General features: G+C 42.0%; 18 protein-coding genes. 4 read left to right on the forward strand and 14 right to left on the reverse strand.

The features are described from left to right. The first annotated feature begins 39 nt into the window (after positions 1–39). Positions 40–897 carry a DUF4349 domain-containing protein gene (locus tag ACKWCA_RS00765; RefSeq protein ID WP_413976224.1) on the forward strand — a complete coding sequence of 286 codons (858 nt, stop codon included), beginning with the start codon at positions 40–42 and terminating at the stop codon, positions 895–897. A 62-nt stretch (positions 898–959) separates the two neighbouring features. Next, entirely contained in the window at positions 960–2,141 is a 1,182-nt protein-coding gene (locus ACKWCA_RS00770; protein ID WP_413976225.1) for a vWA domain-containing protein, read from the forward strand. 108 nt (positions 2,142–2,249) lie between these two features. On the opposite strand, the gene ACKWCA_RS00775 is transcribed toward ACKWCA_RS00770, so the two are convergent. Next, positions 2,250–3,242 (reverse strand): PorP/SprF family type IX secretion system membrane protein, encoded by a 993-nt coding sequence (locus ACKWCA_RS00775; RefSeq protein ID WP_413976226.1) that lies wholly within the window; start codon positions 3,240–3,242, stop codon positions 2,250–2,252. Between the two features lie 198 nt (positions 3,243–3,440). Here ACKWCA_RS00775 and ACKWCA_RS00780 point away from each other — a divergent pair, with 198 nt between their 5' ends. Both ACKWCA_RS00780 and ACKWCA_RS00785 read left to right on the forward strand, forming a co-directional pair. After that, the gene (locus ACKWCA_RS00780) at positions 3,441–4,343 is read left to right on the forward strand and encodes a NifU family protein (protein ID WP_413976227.1); all 903 of its coding nucleotides are present in this window, start codon (positions 3,441–3,443) and stop codon (positions 4,341–4,343) included. A 70-nt stretch (positions 4,344–4,413) separates the two neighbouring features. Next, positions 4,414–4,614 carry a dodecin family protein gene (locus tag ACKWCA_RS00785; RefSeq protein ID WP_413976228.1) on the forward strand — a complete coding sequence of 67 codons (201 nt, stop codon included), beginning with the start codon at positions 4,414–4,416 and terminating at the stop codon, positions 4,612–4,614. Positions 4,615–4,834: 220 nt separating this feature from the next. Here ACKWCA_RS00785 and tsaB read toward each other — a convergent pair whose 3' ends face one another. The 13 genes from tsaB to ACKWCA_RS00850 form a co-directional block, all read right to left on the reverse strand. Further along, positions 4,835–5,509: a tRNA (adenosine(37)-N6)-threonylcarbamoyltransferase complex dimerization subunit type 1 TsaB gene (gene tsaB / locus ACKWCA_RS00790; RefSeq protein ID WP_413976229.1), complete on the reverse strand. Its 675-nt coding sequence runs from the start codon at positions 5,507–5,509 to the stop codon at positions 4,835–4,837. Between the two features lie 94 nt (positions 5,510–5,603). Beyond that, on the reverse strand, positions 5,604–6,953 hold the full coding sequence (locus ACKWCA_RS00795; RefSeq protein WP_413976230.1) for a TolC family protein: 1,350 nt from the start codon (positions 6,951–6,953) through the stop codon (positions 5,604–5,606). 45 nt (positions 6,954–6,998) lie between these two features. Continuing rightward, the gene (locus tag ACKWCA_RS00800) at positions 6,999–8,114 is read right to left on the reverse strand and encodes an efflux RND transporter periplasmic adaptor subunit (RefSeq protein ID WP_413976231.1); all 1,116 of its coding nucleotides are present in this window, start codon (positions 8,112–8,114) and stop codon (positions 6,999–7,001) included. 35 nt (positions 8,115–8,149) lie between these two features. Further along, positions 8,150–9,406: an ABC transporter permease gene (locus ACKWCA_RS00805; protein ID WP_413976232.1), complete on the reverse strand. Its 1,257-nt coding sequence runs from the start codon at positions 9,404–9,406 to the stop codon at positions 8,150–8,152. A gap of 1 nt (position 9,407) precedes the next feature. Beyond that, the gene (locus tag ACKWCA_RS00810) at positions 9,408–10,640 is read right to left on the reverse strand and encodes an ABC transporter permease (protein WP_413976233.1); all 1,233 of its coding nucleotides are present in this window, start codon (positions 10,638–10,640) and stop codon (positions 9,408–9,410) included. Further along, positions 10,633–11,334 (reverse strand): ABC transporter ATP-binding protein, encoded by a 702-nt coding sequence (locus ACKWCA_RS00815; protein ID WP_413976234.1) that lies wholly within the window; start codon positions 11,332–11,334, stop codon positions 10,633–10,635. Before ACKWCA_RS00815 ends, ACKWCA_RS00810 begins: the two co-directional genes overlap by 8 nt. 99 nt (positions 11,335–11,433) lie before the next feature. Beyond that, entirely contained in the window at positions 11,434–12,552 is a 1,119-nt protein-coding gene (locus ACKWCA_RS00820; RefSeq protein ID WP_413976235.1) for an efflux RND transporter periplasmic adaptor subunit, read from the reverse strand. Positions 12,553–12,581: 29 nt separating this feature from the next. Then, the gene (locus tag ACKWCA_RS00825; RefSeq protein WP_413976236.1) at positions 12,582–13,841 is read right to left on the reverse strand and encodes an ABC transporter permease; all 1,260 of its coding nucleotides are present in this window, start codon (positions 13,839–13,841) and stop codon (positions 12,582–12,584) included. A 34-nt stretch (positions 13,842–13,875) separates the two neighbouring features. Then, entirely contained in the window at positions 13,876–15,123 is a 1,248-nt protein-coding gene (locus ACKWCA_RS00830; RefSeq protein WP_413976237.1) for an ABC transporter permease, read from the reverse strand. A 122-nt stretch (positions 15,124–15,245) separates the two neighbouring features. Continuing rightward, a complete protein-coding gene (locus tag ACKWCA_RS00835) occupies positions 15,246–15,428 on the reverse strand; it encodes a hypothetical protein (RefSeq protein ID WP_413977104.1) in 183 nt (60 codons plus the stop codon). A gap of 70 nt (positions 15,429–15,498) precedes the next feature. Further along, positions 15,499–16,032 carry a DUF420 domain-containing protein gene (locus tag ACKWCA_RS00840; protein ID WP_413976238.1) on the reverse strand — a complete coding sequence of 178 codons (534 nt, stop codon included), beginning with the start codon at positions 16,030–16,032 and terminating at the stop codon, positions 15,499–15,501. Beyond that, complete coding sequence (locus ACKWCA_RS00845) at positions 16,032–16,757, reverse strand: SCO family protein (RefSeq protein ID WP_413976239.1); 726 nt, start codon at positions 16,755–16,757, stop codon at positions 16,032–16,034. Before ACKWCA_RS00845 ends, ACKWCA_RS00840 begins: the two co-directional genes overlap by 1 nt. Then, the gene (locus tag ACKWCA_RS00850) at positions 16,754–17,386 is read right to left on the reverse strand and encodes a thioredoxin domain-containing protein (protein ID WP_413976240.1); all 633 of its coding nucleotides are present in this window, start codon (positions 17,384–17,386) and stop codon (positions 16,754–16,756) included. Before ACKWCA_RS00850 ends, ACKWCA_RS00845 begins: the two co-directional genes overlap by 4 nt. Positions 17,387–17,481: the final 95 nt, after the last annotated feature.

Here is a 17,481-nt window from a genome sequence, read left to right on the forward strand (position 1 = left end):
CCCCGAATCAAACCTATAAAGGAATTTTAAAACAAAAGAATGAAGCCTTTCGCAAAGAAGCATATCAAAACCACTATCGCCTTGCTTTTGCTGGTATTTATCGGGCTATTTATTTTCCGATTGTCCTATGGATATCAGACACAGCCTAACGGCATGATTCCGGGCACGGAAAACGCTGAATCTTTACTATTGCAATCGCCATTATTGGGCATTCGTAAAAACTATGCTTCCAAAAAGTATCAGCAGAACTCCGGTCTGGCATCTCCAGCAGTTGACCAGAAGTATGAGAAAATAGCTGATATCAAGTCATTTACGACCCAATTCGAAGCCATGGAAAAAAATATCAGACTTCACATAAAAGGGTATGACGGGCTTATACAGTTCGAAAACAAAAGTGGAAATAAAGGGTATCGAAAGCTCAACCTGATTATTGGAATTCCACCCGAGAATTTTGATTCTATCTATAATCGTCTCATCACGGTAGGAAAAATTCAGTCAAAGCAAATCACGAAGACTGATAAAACAAATGAATACAAAGAGCTCAACGCCAAGAAAACATCACTTGAAAAAATTCGAGCTTCGTTGATAGAGCTCAAATCAAAAGGAGGGAGAATAGATGAATATATGCAGCTCGAAAACCGGATTCTCGAAATAGAACAACAGCTGCAAGCGCTGGGTGTCAGTCTGGGGAATTTTGATGACGAAAATGAATTTTGTACGGTAAACGTTTTGTTATCGGAAGGAAGAGTCACTGAAATCGGAATCATGCACCGCGTGAAAGTCGCGATGGAATGGACTATAAAGACCTATGTAATGCTCATGTTGTCCCTGACCTTCATGACGCTCTTCGCATACCTGCTTTTGTTATCGATTGAAAAAATAAGAACTAAAATTTAATATAAATCAACAGATTTACGCTAAACGTAGGGCGGAATCGCAGCATCTAAAAAAAGTTAATCATGAAAAAATCAAAATTACTCATAGGGTTATCACTCTTTTGCTTGACCACCATGTCGATACATGCCTGTGCACCGGAGAAAGAGAAGAAAAACAATGCCACACTGCTGGTAGAAGCAATTTCCAAAGAAGAAAAAAAAGAAGCGAACAATGCCGTAAAAATCGCACTGCTCCTTGATACTAGCAATAGTATGGATGGGCTTATCAATCAGGCCAAAGCACAACTATGGGACATTGTCAACAAATTTACCCATGCCAAATGCGGTAACGACGTACAACCCAGTTTACAGATCGCCCTATATCAATACGGCAATGATGGTCTTTCTGCACGAGAGGGTTATATTCAACAGGTCTTGGGATTTAGTGATGATCTGGATGAAATCTCGGAAAAACTGTTTTCCTTGACCACCAATGGGGGCGAGGAATTCTGTGGGGCGGTCATACATACCTCGTTAAAACAATTGGAATGGGGGAAAAATCCTGATAACCTCAAAATGATATTCATTGCCGGGAACGAACCGTTCACTCAAGGAAAGTTGAACTACAAAGACGCAGTAGCGAATGCCAAGGAGAAAGATATCGTAGTGAATACCATTTTCTGCGGTGACTATGAGCAAGGAATTCACACAGATTGGAAAAACGGAGCCACGCTGACCGGCGGTGAATATATGGCCATCAATCACAACAAGCAAGTGGTGCATATCGCCACCCCGTACGACAAGGTTATTATTGAACTGAATTCAAAGTTGAACAAGACTTATATCTCCTACGGATCATTGGGTCAAGCCAAAATGAAATTGCAATCAGCACAAGATATGAATGCCATGGAAATGGAAGAAGGTGTTGCGGTTAAACGTGCCGTAAGTAAGAGCTCAAGACTGTACAAAAACAACAGTTGGGATCTCGTTGATGCGGTCGAGGATGATATCATCGAAGTAGATGAAATCAGCAAGGAGCAATTGCCCCAAGAGCTCAGAAGCAAATCCGATACAGAAATCGAGGCTTACATTGTCGAAAAGAAAACAGAGCGAAATCGGATTCAAATGGAGATTCAGGAACTCAATAAAAAACGAGAGGCCTATATCGCAAAGAATCAAAAAGAAGAGACTAAGGGGGAATTGGAAAATGCGATGATCAAGGCCATTACCCGACAAGCGGAAAACAAGAATTACAAGTGGGAATAAGCAACCGACCAAATCTCAGAAACCACATTCTGAAATAAAAATTGTTGAACGCAGTTGGTTGGTGTTTAGCAGTGGGTCTGTCAAGTTTTTCTTGACGGGCCCATTTTTTTATTGGGCCGCTGGGCAATAACAGTCGTACTTTCTTTCGGATTGACCGAAATCATACCCCAAGGTAATCTGGTGAAATCCTCCGTTGTCAAATCGGATATCACCCATTTGATACGAGTAGTTATACGACACCAGAAAATTACCGATGTTGGCTCCAACTATGGGAGTTATCAATTGCAGGCGCTGTTCTCCAAAACTACCATCGGTTTGAAACTGCGCACCATCAAAACTTCTGCGATACGAGAGTCCGCCCCAAATTCTTCCAAAATCAACATCCTTGTATATTTTGGCATTGATATCGAGCGTTTTTTCCTTAGTAAAATCAGTAAGTTGGAATAAGACCGAGGGTTCGATCTGCACTTCGTTTTTACCAAAAATGTAACCTGCTGAGACCAAGTACCTCCTTAAATTGTCAAATTCAATAGCCGAATATAGATCTCGCCCGGTTCCCAGTATATTGAGGGCCGCAAAATGGGCATAGAATTCCATTTTGCTATAGGAGACTCCCAAATCCATGTTGAAATAGCTTACACTGTTGTTTGAACCCGTAATCACGGGGTCAGGTATGACCGATCTAAATTCCGACTCGTCGAGGTTACTTTGCAGCAACCCGCCACTTAATCCAAAGGAAAGCTGGTTCAGATACCGAATATCACCGCCTAATTTGAGGTGATGCGCGTAGGTCAACTTGACCCCGGTCTGCGAATGATATCCATTGGCATCGTTAAAAACAATCGCTCCAATACCGCTATTTGACTCTCCCAATCTAAAATGAGCATTTAACGTTTGTAAACTTGGTGCCTCATCAACATTGAACCATTGTTTTCTTGCAGTTCCCCTAATCTTACCTCCCTCACCGATACCGGCCATAGAAGGATAGACCAAGTAATAGTTGTCTGCCAAATAATCAAAATATACAGGTATACCTTCTTGCGCAAATGACGTAAAGCCAAACACGATGAAAGCAAATAGGGACGTCAGACGAAGCTTCATATAAGCGTTGGAGATAATATTAGAATCTACTAAATATACAGTATAACGGCTGAATTGCAACAATATTATCTTAGTTTTGCTTAGTATTTATGTCCAGAGAAAATGTTCATGACGAACTGGTCAAAATAAATCTTAATATACTAAGTTTTACAACGGTCAATTATCTCTGACCGACAACGAACAACTAAAAGCAAGCAGATGAAAGAATATTCGATTACCGTAGTACCGACGAATAATCCAACCATACTGAAATTCGAGACCAACCATTTCATTTCAAAACATAAGAATTACGAATTCAAGAATATAGATGAAGCCAAAAATTCTCCTTTGGCGCAACAGCTCTTCTATCTTCCTTTTATTAAAACCGTTTATATCTCGGGTAATTTCATTGGCCTTGAACGATTCGATATTGTGGAATGGAGCGATGTAAAAGATGAAGTGGCACAGCAGTTGGTAGAGTACCTCAATGCTGGAGAACCAGTGGTATTGGAAGACGGTCCTGCCAAGCAAGTTGCCGTTACCGTATATGCGGAGGTCACCCCAAATCCGGCAACCATGAAATTCGTGGCTAGCCGTAAAATAGTGCCGGCTACCTTCGAGTTTAAAAATATCGAGGAAGCCAAGAATTCAGAGCTTGCCACTGCCCTTTTTCAATTTCCTTTCGTGAAGCAGGTCTTTATCGATGAAAACTATGTTTCGGTGAGCAAATATGATGTTGCCGAATGGGATGATATTACCATGGAACTCCGAGAACTCATACGGAATTTTATTGCGGACGGGAAGGAAGTGGTTGCTACTGACAAAGTCACGCCTTCAGCGGAAAAAGCCCCTACAACCGATAAGGAAGCTATGGCATACGATGACACCTCTCTTCAAATCATCGATATTTTAGAAGAGTACGTGAAGCCCGCAGTTGCCAGTGATGGTGGCAACATTCTCTTCAAATCGTACGAAGAGGAAAGTAAGACCGTGAATGTTATTCTACAAGGGGCCTGTAGTGGTTGTCCTTCATCGACCTTTACCTTAAAAAATGGAATAGAGACCATGCTCAAAAATATGATGGGCGACAAGGTCAATGAAGTCGTTGCGCTAAACGGCTAATTTTAGGAGGGGTTTTTCGGACAATTTCGTTTTTAATTTGTACTTTGAGAAAAATCTAAACACATACATTATGGCAGTTTTAAAAGTAATCGAAGTATTGGCGAACTCAGAAGAAAGTTGGGAAGACGCCACCAAAAAAGCAGTGGCCCAAGCCTCAAAATCAGTAAAAAATATTCGCTCGGTTTACATTCAAGAGCAAAGCGCTAGTGTCAAAGATGGTGAAATCGATGATTATAGAGTGAATGTAAAAATTACGTTTGAGGTGAAGTAAGCATATTACAGAAAAGACAAAAAGCGCGAACCTATCGGTTCGCGCTTTTTTTATTTATTAGTTTCAAAAATGACGTGATGTACCAATGCTCACAGACCATTTTTCTATAGTTCATGTCCACTGCTTCTAGCAACTAGAAAAAAGGTGCGATCTTCTAATCCGGACATTACAGATAAAGTAGCTTACCCTTCTACATACAACATCAGTACAGCACACCAACTCAACCTTTCTTTGTCTGCAAAATAAAATCTTTCAAGTAAAAAGGTTCAAAATAGGCCACATCTTCAAACTCTTGCCCTTGAAATTTTTCAAAAGACAGGCGGGCCATTTCTTTAGCCGATGGAACGGCCTGTGTATCAAAACTGAAATTTGGATTATCTAAAACTTCTTGACATTTGGTAGCACCATTGCCAATAAGGTGCACCCTGCCCTTTTCGGCGAATTCAGCAAATGAATCGGCCGTTATGACTTCGGCTTTGGTCGCTCTAATTTCCTTTCCATCAACATCAAATACGGCAGCATAGACCTCCATACGCCGTGCATCTAGAACCGGGATGATATAGTCAACGGCCTTGGCATCATTTTGGCTTGCCAGACTTTGCAGGGTCGCTATTGAAATCAATGGCTTGCCCAACGCAAAACAGAGCCCTTTCGCAGACGAAACCCCAATCCGCAACCCAGTATAGGAACCGGGGCCTTTACTGACAGCAACGGCATCGACATCCATCAAGGTCATCGATGCTTCTTCGACCACTTCTTGAATAAACACATGCAACTGTTCTGAATGGGAATAATTCGGGGTATTCCGCTCTTTAATCGAGACGATTGCCCCGTCTCGGGCGATACTGACCGAGCAGTTTGTGGTTGCCGTTTCTAAATTGAGTATTACTGCCATAGCGCGCACAAAATTACGCTTAAATAGGGCATAAAAAAAGACCCATTGCAGTTCTTTCGAAGCTGCCGGGTCTTTTCCAATTAAACACTAACTTTTAATTTAATTGAATCGGAAGTCCGAAATAGAATTCCAGTACTTTCAATCTGAAAATATAATCGTATTTAGTTCGCACTACGTCGGCCTCTGCATTATCAACACGCGATTGTGCCTGGCTAAAATCAAAGGCGTTCATTAAGCCCACGTCGTATCGTTCTTTTGAATAATCATATGCAAGGCGCCTGGCCTCTAATGTCTTTTGCGCAGCCTCATAGGCCTTGGCAAAACTAATGACATCCACATAGGCTTGATTGATATCCGTTTCGAGCTGTAGCTTGTTTTGTTCGAGCTGTAATTGTGCCTGTTGCACATTGATTTCAGACCGTCTTATATTATTTCTATTGGTAAAACGATTGAAAATAGGTACGTTCAATTGCACTCCGTATGAAATACCGTCATTCAACCATAGTTGGTCCGTAAAGCTTTCCCTTTCCAACATGCCTGTGACATTATTGAATCGCTCTTGATCTGAATACCGGGTGTTGTAGTTGAAAAATGCTCCAAGAGTTGGTAATAAAGCGCCTTTGGAAATTTTCAAATCTTGTTCCGCCAGCGTCACATTGCTCTCAGCAAACTTGATGTCATTTCGAAAGCTCAGCGCTGTCGCATAAATCTCTTTCGGTGTTCGGTTCGCCACTTCAGACGGGGGAACTTCGAGGTCAACATCGGCCACATCAAAATTTTCGTAGTCGGTAAGTTGTAATAACTGCGCTAAATTTATTCGGGAAATCAATACCAAGTTTTCGGTATTCACGATTTGTTGTTCTTGTCCTGCAGCCGTTGCTTCTATTTCCAGCAAATCCCCTTGAGGCACAACGCCAGCTTCAACCAGCTCCGCAGTACGCTTCATATCCTGCTCGGTTACCGCATATTGGGCTTTTTGCGTCACTAAAGTCTCTTTATTCGAAATAATACTCAGGTACGCATTAGCCACATTCAGACGAATATCATCCTTAAGATCATCCAAACGGTATTGATTGGCAAGGGCATTCATTTTGGCCCGCCTAAGACGATTGATATTCCGCATCCCGTTAAAAATGTTAACGGTCGAGGTCAGGTTACCATTTCCGGTTAGTATGGTAGTCGTCACCGGTTCTTGTGTTGTCGGGTCAAATGAAAGACCTGTACTTGCCGAAGTACTGACCTGTGCGTTCGCATCGGGCAAGAAGTTACCCAGCGCATCGGAATGGTCGAGTTTGGCGTTCTCAAGGTCCAACTCGAACTGCGCTATGGAAATATTGTTTTCCTCTGCGTAAACGATACACTCTTCAAGCGTCCATTTCTTTTGTTGGGCGAAGACCATACCCATTGAAAATACCAGCAGTAGCACTGAAAGTCTAAATTTCATGTCTTGATTTTTTGATTAGCTATTTTGATTGATGTTCTCTTTGTATTAATTATCCTGGTCATCGTCCTTCTGGGCCAACTCGTTCCAAACCTTGATTTTGGCGTCCTCGTCTATTCCAGAAACGATTTCTACATTAATACCGTCGCTTACACCCAATTCCAATTCTCTCTTCTCAAATTCGTTTTCACCAGTCTCAACTTCAACATAGGGCTTATCGGTTTCTTTGTCGAACTGTAACAACGCTTCTTTGATGGCCAAGACGTCCTTTTTTTCTTCAAGTACAATGGATGCATTCGCGCTGTACCCCGCACGTACATAAGCGCTATCGCTCACAACCAGATCTCCTTCGATCTTGAATTGTACGGCACCTTCTTCCTCCACACCTTTTGGTGCGATAAATTTCAGTTTGGCTTCAAATTCCGATTTTTCAAGAGCCCCCAAACTAATATCGAGTGGCATCCCCAACTGCAATTTGCCCACCTCGGCTTCATCGACTTCTCCTTCGAAAATCATTTTCGACATATCGGCAATCGTGGCAATGGTCGTTCCGTCGTTGAAGTTATTACTCTGTATGACCTGGTCGCCCTCTTCGACAGGAATCTCCAATACCGTTCCGGTAACCGTCGCACGGATATTCGTATTTGCCATCGTAGACCCTCCTGCAGAACCTCTGCGGATAATTTGATAATCAGCTCGAGAATTAGTTAGTTCTTGTTCGGCTTGATCTAACTGCAATTGTAGATTATTGAAATCTTGACTTGAAATGACACCCTTGTCGAACAGTGCCTTATTTCGATTGTATTCTATTTTGGTATTGTTCAAAGCGATTTCAGCATTTCGAACCCTACCCCTGGCTTGATTCAAAGATTGTTCATTGGGTACGATCTTGATTTTTGCGATCATATCCCCTGCCTTTACCTGAACCCCTTCTTCAAGGTAGATTTTGTCAATGATACCGGAAATCTGCGGCTTAATTTCGATTTCGTCTTCCGGAATTACCTTTCCGGTCACGATGACCTGATTAACGATATCTTTTTTCTCAACAGTTTCGGTTTCATATAATTTTGTAGGGGTGCTGTTCTTTTTTAGAAAGTAGACAACAGCTCCCAAAATACCAATTACTAATATGCCAATAAATGCGTATTTTATGTACTTGCTCATCGATTTTATGCTTTGATTGTTATGTGAATTTGGTTTTACTCTTCTCTCAGTGCTTCTATAGGTCTCACTTTTATGGCCTTGTGAGCAGGTATTAATCCAATTAACAGACTAAAAAATATCATGACCAGGAAGTACCCAATAAACTGGGATATACTAACCATAGGATTTTTAAAAGGAAAGTCATCACCTTGACCGAACAAGGCATCCAAGCCTGCAAGTATGCCTACAGATATTGCAAATCCCACAAGACCCGCGAAAGTGGTTAAAACTACGGCCTCAAGGATAATTTGTCTTCTTACTATTAGTGGCGTCGCCCCAAGAGCTCTTCTAACACCAATCTCTTTAGTTCGCTCCTTAACCGTAATCAACAAAATATTACTAATGGCTATTACACCAGCAAACAAACTGCATCCACCTACAAAACCCGAAAACCACTTTAAAACATCGGTGAAAGTTGTGATATTATTAAAAACCTCGGACATATCGAAACTGCCTATCGCTCTTTCGTCTGTAGGACTGATATCATATTTGGCCTTCAAGACCTTCTTGATTTCCTGCTCTACCACTGGCACTTTAGTACCCTCTTCCACCGCGATGGCCATCCAGCCCATTCGGTCCCCAGAACTAAAGGCTTTTTGAAAGGTACTGAACGGGATAAAAACCGCATTCTCGCCATCGATATTGATATTGTTATTTGGCTTATAGATGCCGACTATTCTAAAGAACACCCCATTGATTCGGATATCTTCACCGATGGCCTCTTCTCCCTTATCGAAAAGTAATTTGTACGTCTCTTCACCGATGACACAGACTTTTTTAGAGTCTTCGATATCTGTTTTATTTAAAAACCGGCCCTCGACCAACTTTTTCTTGGTGATATTGTCAATTTCAGGATAATCTCCATACACGGTGGAACCGCTAGTTCTTCCTTTTCGATATACGGTGACCACATCTCGGTGACTTCCTAGTTCGATACGTGGGGCCAATACTTCAATTTCGGGAATTTGTTCCTTTAATATGGAGGCGTCCTCTATTCTGAAATTGATACGTCTACCCCGCTCAAAACCCTTATATGGTTCTGATGTACTTTGACTCCAAACAAAAAGGCTGTTCGAGGCCGTACCGGCAAAAAGTTTATCAAAGCCGTTGCTCATACCGTTTGCTGAGCCCAATAGCAACATGAGAATCATCATGGCGAAGATGACCCCCAACATGGTCAGAAAGGTGCGAAACATATTCTTCCCAAGGGTATTGAAAACCTCTATCCATAAATCTCTGTCAAATAACCACATATTATTTATCGTCTCTTAGTGCCACAATCGGTTTAATATTTGCCGCCTTCATAGCCGGTATCAATCCTGCTAGTAGGCCTGCTAAGACCAAAATAATCGTTGCGGTCAGTACAATCGAAAAGCTTACGGACGGATTGGTGAATGCAGGAGCATTCATCATAGGACCGATAATGGCCAGAATGCCAGTTGCAAAAAAAAGTCCGATAAAGCCTGACAGGGCCGTAATGAAGACCGATTCTAACAGAACCAATTTGATTATTTGACCTGGAACTGCTCCTAAGGCTTTTCGAATGCCGATTTCCTTGGTGCGCTCTTTAATAATGAATACCATGATGTTGCCGATACCTACAATACCCGCAATCAAAATCAAAATTCCAACGGCAATGCCGATATATTGCAGAACTCCCGTAAAGCTGCTGATATCGGAAAAAGCCTGAGCATAGTTCCAAATCCGTATTCCGGATTGGTCTTCGGGTGCTATTTTGTGCCTGCGCTTTAAGATATTCTCCAATCTTGTAGAAAACTCCAAGGCTTTAGTCAAATCGTAAGTAGAATTATAGGTCAGTGCGATGCCGTCTATTTCATCAGTATTGCCATATATCTTCTGATAAGTGGTTATCGGGGCATATATACCACGTTCAGCGTTGTCATCACCTTCATCTATAAATATCCCGATGACCCGAAAAAGCAGTCCGTTGAATTCAACGAATTTTCCGATGGGATCTTCCTCTTTGAAGAGGTCCTCGCCCACCTTTCTTCCAATGACAGCCACCTTAGAGGAAGACATCAAATCGTTCATATTGATGTACCTTCCATCAGTCACAATGGTCTTTTCTATAATTTGGTGGTCTGGATGCACCGCTTGTATACTGTAAGAACCGGTTTCACTTTTATACCGGGCCGAGGTGCTTTTGAACATTCTACCACTAATGTGCTCATAGTCATCGGCAAAGCTTTTTTTGATATACTCGACATCATCGTTCCTCAGCTGTATCTTTCTATCCTTCTCGAAACCCGCATAGGCCTTATTGGTAGTTCCTGGGCGTATGAAGATCGAATTGGTCGCATCGTCATTGAATTGGCTATGAAAACCATTTTGCATACCCTTAACCGACCCTAGAAGCATCACTAGCACAAAGATGCCCCAGCCCACAGAGAAACCCGTCAAGAACGTTCTTAGTTTATTGTTCTTGATGCTATGAAAGATTTCTTGCCAAATATCCTTATCAAACATGCTCCGCTGCTCTTACCTGTTTTATTTTTTTATCCTCTACTATTACCCCATCTTTAAGGTGCACGATCCGTTTGCACATATCGGCAATATCGGGCTCATGTGTCACTACTAGTATGGTATTGCCTTGGTCATTGATTTTTTGAATCAGATCCATGACCTCATAGGAGGTTTTACTATCCAAGGCACCGGTCGGCTCATCAGCCAATAGTACCTTCGGCTCTGCAGCCATTGCCCTAGCTATGGCAACACGCTGTTTTTGCCCTCCTGAAAGTTCACTGGGTAGATGCGTGGCCCATTCCTTTAAACCTACCTGATCTAAATACTTCAAGGCCTTTTCTTGGCGTTCTTTTCTTCCCACCTTCTGATAATACAATGGTAAGGCCACGTTTTCCATGGCACTCTTATAATTGATGAGGTTGAACGATTGAAATACGAAGCCCAAAAACTTATTCCGGTAATTGGCCGCTTTCGTTTCGTTCAGGTCTTTAATCGGTACGCCATCCAAAGTATAGGAACCTTCGTCCAAATTGTCCAACATTCCTAAAATATTCAACAGCGTAGATTTCCCTGAACCTGAAGAACCCATAATGGCAACCAGTTCTCCTTCCTCTACAGAAAAATTAATTCCCTTGAGGACGTGGAGGGAATTGCTCCCCATTTTATAGGACTTATGAAGATTTTCAATTTTGATCATGCTTGGTTGTATTAGTTGTATTTAGGCGTAACCTTGATCACTTGACAATAAGACACTTTAGAGGCCAAATTGTTACAAGATTTTGCCATTAATTTTTAATTAATTGTTTTGGGCGAACTCATCAGGCTCTACGGCATTCCAAACCTTTATCTTATCCTCGGCCTGTATGCCTGATTTCACCTCAACGTATATACCGTCACTAATACCCAGTTCAAGGTCTTTTCGTTCAAATTTTTGATCCGAGGTTTCGATCTCTACAAACGGTTTCTTCGTCTTTCCATCGAACTGTACCAGCGCTTCTTTGAGGGCAAGCACGCTATCGGCCCGACCCAAAATTATAGAGGCGTTTGCGCTAAGACCTGCTCGGATGAATACCGAATCTTGTTTCTTGAGCGTTCCTTTGATTTCAAACTGAATCGAACCATTTTCTGCATTTCCTTTGGGTGCGATATAATCCAAAACAGCGTCGAAAACGGTATTTTCAATCGCTCCCACCGTAATTTCCAAAGGAAGGTCTTCGGTAATTTTGCCTACTTCGGACTCGTCTACTTTTCCTTCGAATATCATTTTTTCGACATCGGCTATGGCGGCGATGGTCGTTCCTTCGTTGAAATTATTACTTTCGATGACTTGGTTGCCGACTTCAACTGGCACTTCTAAGACCATACCGCTCACCGTCGCTCTTATTTGGGTGTTGGCTGCATTACCGTATCCTTTGGCCGTACCCGTTTTTACGATGTCATATCTTTTGTTTGCCGCGCCATAGGTTTGTTTGGCCTGATCATAGGTCACTTGTGCACGCTCGAGATCCACTTTGGAAATCACGCCCTTGGCAAAAAGCCCATTCTGGCGTTCTAAATTACGTAGCTGGTCATCCAACGCAATCTTTGCCTCATCAATGCCATTTTTAGCATCATTCAACGCATTTAGATTGGGCACCACCTTGATTCGACAAATCAGATCACCTGATTTGACATAATCACCCCCTTCTACGAACACTTCTTCGATTACCCCTGAAATATTTGGTTTGATGAGCACCTCTTCCAATGGTAAAATACTCCCAGTCGCCACGGTTTTCTTAATAATGGTCTGGGTAGAAGGTGTTTCTGTCTCGTAGACTACGGGATCTTCTGCGTTTTTCTGATACAAGTAGTACATCGAAGCGCCAAAGGCCACTACGATAAACAATAAAATTAAAATGGTGACTTTTTTCTTCATTTTATAGTCGGTTTGATTGATGAATATTATTAATCCGTTCTTAGAGCCTCTATCGGCCGTACTTTTATTGCGCTATTCGCTGGAATAAAACCAGCAAGTAACCCTGAAACTATCAAGATAATCAAGGCAATGGTGACCACACCCAAGTTTACGCTGGGGTTGACGAACATCATTACCGGTCCACTCACATCTAACAGGTAGTTAATTCCATATATGACCAAAGCGCCAAAGGCGATTCCGCTCATACCCGAAATGATGGTCAAAAAAATAGATTCCATCAAAATCTGTTGTTTGATGGACCATGGACTCTCACCCAGAGCCCTTCTTATACCGATTTCTTTCGTACGTTCTTTTACTACGATGAGCATAATATTGCTTACCCCGATAATACCGGAGAGCAAAACACATATGCCTACGAAATAGGCGATCAACTCCAGGGCTCCAAAAAGGCTTACCACTCTTTGAAATTGTTCGTTCAAATCAAAATGACCGATGGCTCTTCTATCTTCGGGGTGTATTCTATGATTCTCTCGTACAATATCGAATATTTGCTCTTTGATATTGGTAATCGGCACATCGTCTACCGCGGTAATTGCCATCCAACCAACGTTATCTCCTCTATTAAAAGCTTGGGAAAAAGATGTAAACGGAATATAAATTTCCTTTTGTGCGTTTTCACTGTCTCCGTCAACATTGGTCTTTTTGTAGGTGCCTACCACCATGAAATTGACATCATTGATCTTGATGTAAGTACCCAAACATTCTTCTTCAAACTCATAAAGGCTTGATTTAACATCAACACCGATAACAGCTACTTTCCGTTTTTCGTTGATATCCCCGTAGTTCAAAAAGCGCCCCGAAGTAATATCCATAGGTTCTTGCTTGATGATTTCCGGATAATCGCCATACACACTAAAGGCTCCTGTTTTCATTCCTCTTACCACATTGTTGGTCCCCCTAAAATTCCCAAGTTGGTTTCTTGGGGAAACATATTGAACCCCGTCGACGTTTTCCCAGATATCGGCAACATCACCGGTTTTATAACTGAATTCACGGTCTTTGGGAAGTCCTTTGTATGCTTTTGATGCCGTTCGTGTCCACATGAACATCGTGTTGGTCGCGATATCACCAAAATCTGCTCGAATACCATTCTCAAGTCCCTTTCCTGCAGCCAACAATATGATCAAGATGAAGATTCCCCAGAACACACCAAAAGCCGTGAGAAGGGTTCTGAACCAATTCGTGGTCAGCACCTGTAATATCTCATTCCAACGATCTCTATTAAACATTTGGTTTCAATCTAATCTGTTCGTAATCTTATTTTTATTCTTCCTTTAGGGCAACAATGGGTTTTATTCGCGCTGCACGCCAAGCTGGAAAAAAGCCAGCTAGGGTACCTGCAAAAATCAAGAGCAAAACGGTGGTAATCGCGACATTAAAATCAATGGATGGGTTTACCACGTAGTCCACCTCCACATTGGGGCCAACCAATTCCAACAGCCCCATACTAAAGATGAGCCCCCCAAACCCGGATACGGCGGTGACGAAAATCGCCTCGTGCAGTATCATTCCTATAATCGACCAAGGTTTGGCTCCAAGCGCCTTTCGAATACCGATTTCACGCGTTCTTTCTTTTACGATGATGAGCATGATATTGCTCACCCCCACGATGCCGGCAATAATGGTACAGATACCAACAAACCAGAAGAAGAACTTTATACCTCCTATCAGGTTCATGAACCGCTGTACATTTTCCAGCGTATTGAAGGTATTGATGGCACTCATATCATCTGGCGCGACGGTATGCGACTGCTTTAAATAGGTTTTGATTTCATCTGTGAATTTAACAGACTCCGCTAAGGTTTTCTCGAATGTTGCGGCAGGTTTCAGGGTGAAGTACATCATATTCAGACTATCACCTCCGTTGAATACGCGCTGCCCTGTGCTTAAAGGGATGAAAATGCGATCTTCTTCGCGTTCGCCCCCTTTATCTCCATATACACCGATTATCTGGAAACTCAAATCGGCTATTTTCAACTCGCGGCCCACAGGGTCCTCCTCGCTTTGCAATAACTCTCTATAAATCTTATTGCTGATTACAGCTACCTTTGACACGGATTGGTGATCTTTGTAGTTTAAGAATCTACCCTTGGAAATAAACTCGTTCTCGATGTGCTGATACTCGGGAGAAATACCCTGAACGGAATATGATCCCGATTCTTTTTTGTAGTTGATACTGGCATTGAATACCCTAAAGTTCGGTGACTTGTATTCAAGCTCGTCCGCATATTTATTCTCTATGTAGCCATAGTTTTCGTTCCGCAAACGAATGGGACGCCCCGGATTGAGACCTTTATACTCTTTCGTTGTTACTTGGGTCCAAACGCCTATTCGGTTACTTGCGTCTTCTTCGAATTCTTGGGCAATACCATTTTGCATACCCTGACCGAAGCCCAATAATATAACAAGGATGAAAATTCCAGAAGCTACGGAAATACCCGTAAGAACAGTCCGTAAACGATTTTTACGGATGGTATCGAAAATCTCCTGCCATCTTTCGATGTCAAACATTTGATTGGTTTTTTGATGATTGATGATGGTGGCCGAGGGACGCCACACGTTCATTAGACTACAAGAAACCAATATTGTTACAGTAAACGTTGTAAAAAAAAGTTAAAAAAGAATTTTGAAAATCAATTCTTCATTTTTTGGTATACAAAGTAAAAGAGTACGGCCACCAAAATATAGGGTATTGCCATAAGATAGACGATACCATTGTTTATTCCCTCCGCCGTCTCAACGTTACCTTCGCTCTCCAACACGGCCCTACACATGGCGCATTGCGCGTTCACTAGTTGTGAACCAAACAGAAACATCGAAAAAACCAAAGCATTCCGCAACCCCCTTGTACACGTGAGGCAACTCTTACGCCAAAATGCTATTCTTCTAACTCGCATAATAGGGTGAAATCATAAGGTAAACCACCACTCCGGAGATGGCTACATATAACCAGATTGGAAAAGTAATCCTCGCTAATTTCATATGGCTCTCAAATTTACCCAAATAGGCCCTAGCATAGGTCTTCAATACCAAGGGAATAACAATAATCGAAAGTCCGATATGCGAAATCAAAATGAAAAAGTAGACGTAACGGACCATTCCTTCACCGCCAAAAGCCGTAGACTCGGAAGTCATATGATATAAAATATAAAGCACCAAAAAAACGAGGGACAAACCAATACAGGTAGTCATCAGTTTTTGATGCAGGTCTCTTTTACCATTTTTAATGGCCCAAACCGCGATGACCAAAAGTACGGCCGTTAATGCGTTAATAGAAGCATAGATGGGTGGTAAAAACCCTAGTCTCTCCACATTCGGGATTTTGACCCCGAAGAGCAAGGCCACTACTATAGGTACGAGTACCGAAACCACCGTAATCAAGCGATTGAACTTTTTCTCCTTTAAACCGACACTATCCATTATTCCTCCAAAAGTTTTCCGATATCCTCTTTTAAAATTGATATCTGTTCTGTTTCTCCATGCTCATTAGCACCTTGTTCCGGGGTGATGGCGCCACGGTAATAGACTATCGGATTACCAAAATTGTCTACCCTTGAACGCAAGTATCCATTTTTGTCCACCAAAGCGAACAGGCCCGAATGCTCAAAACCCCCAGGAGCGTCAGGCACTTCGGCGGCAAAGATATTGAAACCCTCATTTGCCAACTTGTAAATTTTTTCTTGATCCCCGGTCATGAGATGCCAGTCCATATCGTTTATTCCATAGCGTTCGGCGTATTGCTTCAGCACCATGGGCGTGTCAAATTCAGGAGTAATGGAAAAGGAAGCGATACCAAAATTCTCCGCGTCCGCAAATTCATCCTGTATCTCGACAAGGTTCTTGTTCATTATCGGACATATCGAAGGACAGGTCGTAAAGAAGAACTCGACCACGAATACCTTTCCCTGGTAATCTGAATTATTGATGACCAAGCTGTCTTGATTTATAAACTCAAATGAAGGGACCCTTCGTTTCTTTCCGTTCAGTAGTATGAAAGATAAATCATCATTCAGATTCTTCACATTCATACGATCGTTCTCCACTACCTCCCCGTCTTGTATTCGATCTACTATTTTAGGAATAACCAGGATTCCAAAAATGAGAATGACAAGGGAAACCCATACATAGGTGTATTTGTTCTTCATTTGGTACGTTGTGCGTTGTTCTTTTTCAGCGCTAATCGGTATTCAGCCAGAATGATTTTCACATCATCCTCCATCTTATTATTGAGATCGGCCACTGATGCCGTGTTGAACCCATATTTTGTGCCCTCGTCCTCATCATCGTTCCTACCCCTGAGATTCCTGTCTTTATCAATAATAAAAACATAAGGGGTAGAGAGGTCTTCGCCCAGTTCTAAATTGGTGCGCAAGCTCTCGAACAGCGTTTTGATATTGGCATCGGACAGAAAGCTGAAATTCCATTTTTCGATATCGGTAATCTCTGCAAGTTCCTTTTTCATCTCCACTGCCTGATCTTCCATCCCAGTTGAGGCTACCATCACGAACTGAAAATCATTGAACTCATAGAACCGTTTGTATATCTTCTGGTTCAAATTGAATGCATTTCCCTTCTTTGTTGCAATATCATTTCCTAGAAAGCCCAAAATCGTAATCTTATCTTTCAATGAGACCTCGTTATCAAAACTAGATATATCCGTAACATTTGTGGTCAATGTCGGTAGCTTACCGAAATTGTATACCCCTGAAGCGAAAAATAGATATACGACAACTGGCAGTACAAATAGCGTAACTAGAACGAAAGTCTTCTTCATAGCTTAAAGTGTCCGACACCAGAATTTTGGGACTTCATCCACTTTTTCCAAAGCCGAATAAAGGGAGGCGTCAAACTTATGTAAAAATAAAAAAG

The sequence above is a fragment of the Maribacter corallii genome (genome assembly GCF_047345415.1).
Lineage (GTDB): Bacteria > Bacteroidota > Bacteroidia > Flavobacteriales > Flavobacteriaceae > Maribacter_C.

Coding starts and splice junctions, on each gene's coding strand:
- ACKWCA_RS00765 (WP_413976224.1), top strand. CDS start 40: ATGAAGCCTTTCGCAAAGAAGCATATCAAAACCACTATCGCCTTGCTT.
- ACKWCA_RS00770 (WP_413976225.1), top strand. CDS start 960: ATGAAAAAATCAAAATTACTCATAGGGTTATCACTCTTTTGCTTGACC.
- ACKWCA_RS00775 (WP_413976226.1), bottom strand. CDS start 3,242: ATGAAGCTTCGTCTGACGTCCCTATTTGCTTTCATCGTGTTTGGCTTT.
- ACKWCA_RS00780 (WP_413976227.1), top strand. CDS start 3,441: ATGAAAGAATATTCGATTACCGTAGTACCGACGAATAATCCAACCATA.
- ACKWCA_RS00785 (WP_413976228.1), top strand. CDS start 4,414: ATGGCAGTTTTAAAAGTAATCGAAGTATTGGCGAACTCAGAAGAAAGT.
- tsaB (WP_413976229.1), bottom strand. CDS start 5,509: ATGGCAGTAATACTCAATTTAGAAACGGCAACCACAAACTGCTCGGTC.
- ACKWCA_RS00795 (WP_413976230.1), bottom strand. CDS start 6,953: ATGAAATTTAGACTTTCAGTGCTACTGCTGGTATTTTCAATGGGTATG.
- ACKWCA_RS00800 (WP_413976231.1), bottom strand. CDS start 8,114: ATGAGCAAGTACATAAAATACGCATTTATTGGCATATTAGTAATTGGT.
- ACKWCA_RS00805 (WP_413976232.1), bottom strand. CDS start 9,406: ATGTGGTTATTTGACAGAGATTTATGGATAGAGGTTTTCAATACCCTT.
- ACKWCA_RS00810 (WP_413976233.1), bottom strand. CDS start 10,640: ATGTTTGATAAGGATATTTGGCAAGAAATCTTTCATAGCATCAAGAAC.
- ACKWCA_RS00815 (WP_413976234.1), bottom strand. CDS start 11,334: ATGATCAAAATTGAAAATCTTCATAAGTCCTATAAAATGGGGAGCAAT.
- ACKWCA_RS00820 (WP_413976235.1), bottom strand. CDS start 12,552: ATGAAGAAAAAAGTCACCATTTTAATTTTATTGTTTATCGTAGTGGCC.
- ACKWCA_RS00825 (WP_413976236.1), bottom strand. CDS start 13,841: ATGTTTAATAGAGATCGTTGGAATGAGATATTACAGGTGCTGACCACG.
- ACKWCA_RS00830 (WP_413976237.1), bottom strand. CDS start 15,123: ATGTTTGACATCGAAAGATGGCAGGAGATTTTCGATACCATCCGTAAA.
- ACKWCA_RS00835 (WP_413977104.1), bottom strand. CDS start 15,428: ATGTTTCTGTTTGGTTCACAACTAGTGAACGCGCAATGCGCCATGTGT.
- ACKWCA_RS00840 (WP_413976238.1), bottom strand. CDS start 16,032: ATGGATAGTGTCGGTTTAAAGGAGAAAAAGTTCAATCGCTTGATTACG.
- ACKWCA_RS00845 (WP_413976239.1), bottom strand. CDS start 16,757: ATGAAGAACAAATACACCTATGTATGGGTTTCCCTTGTCATTCTCATT.
- ACKWCA_RS00850 (WP_413976240.1), bottom strand. CDS start 17,386: ATGAAGAAGACTTTCGTTCTAGTTACGCTATTTGTACTGCCAGTTGTC.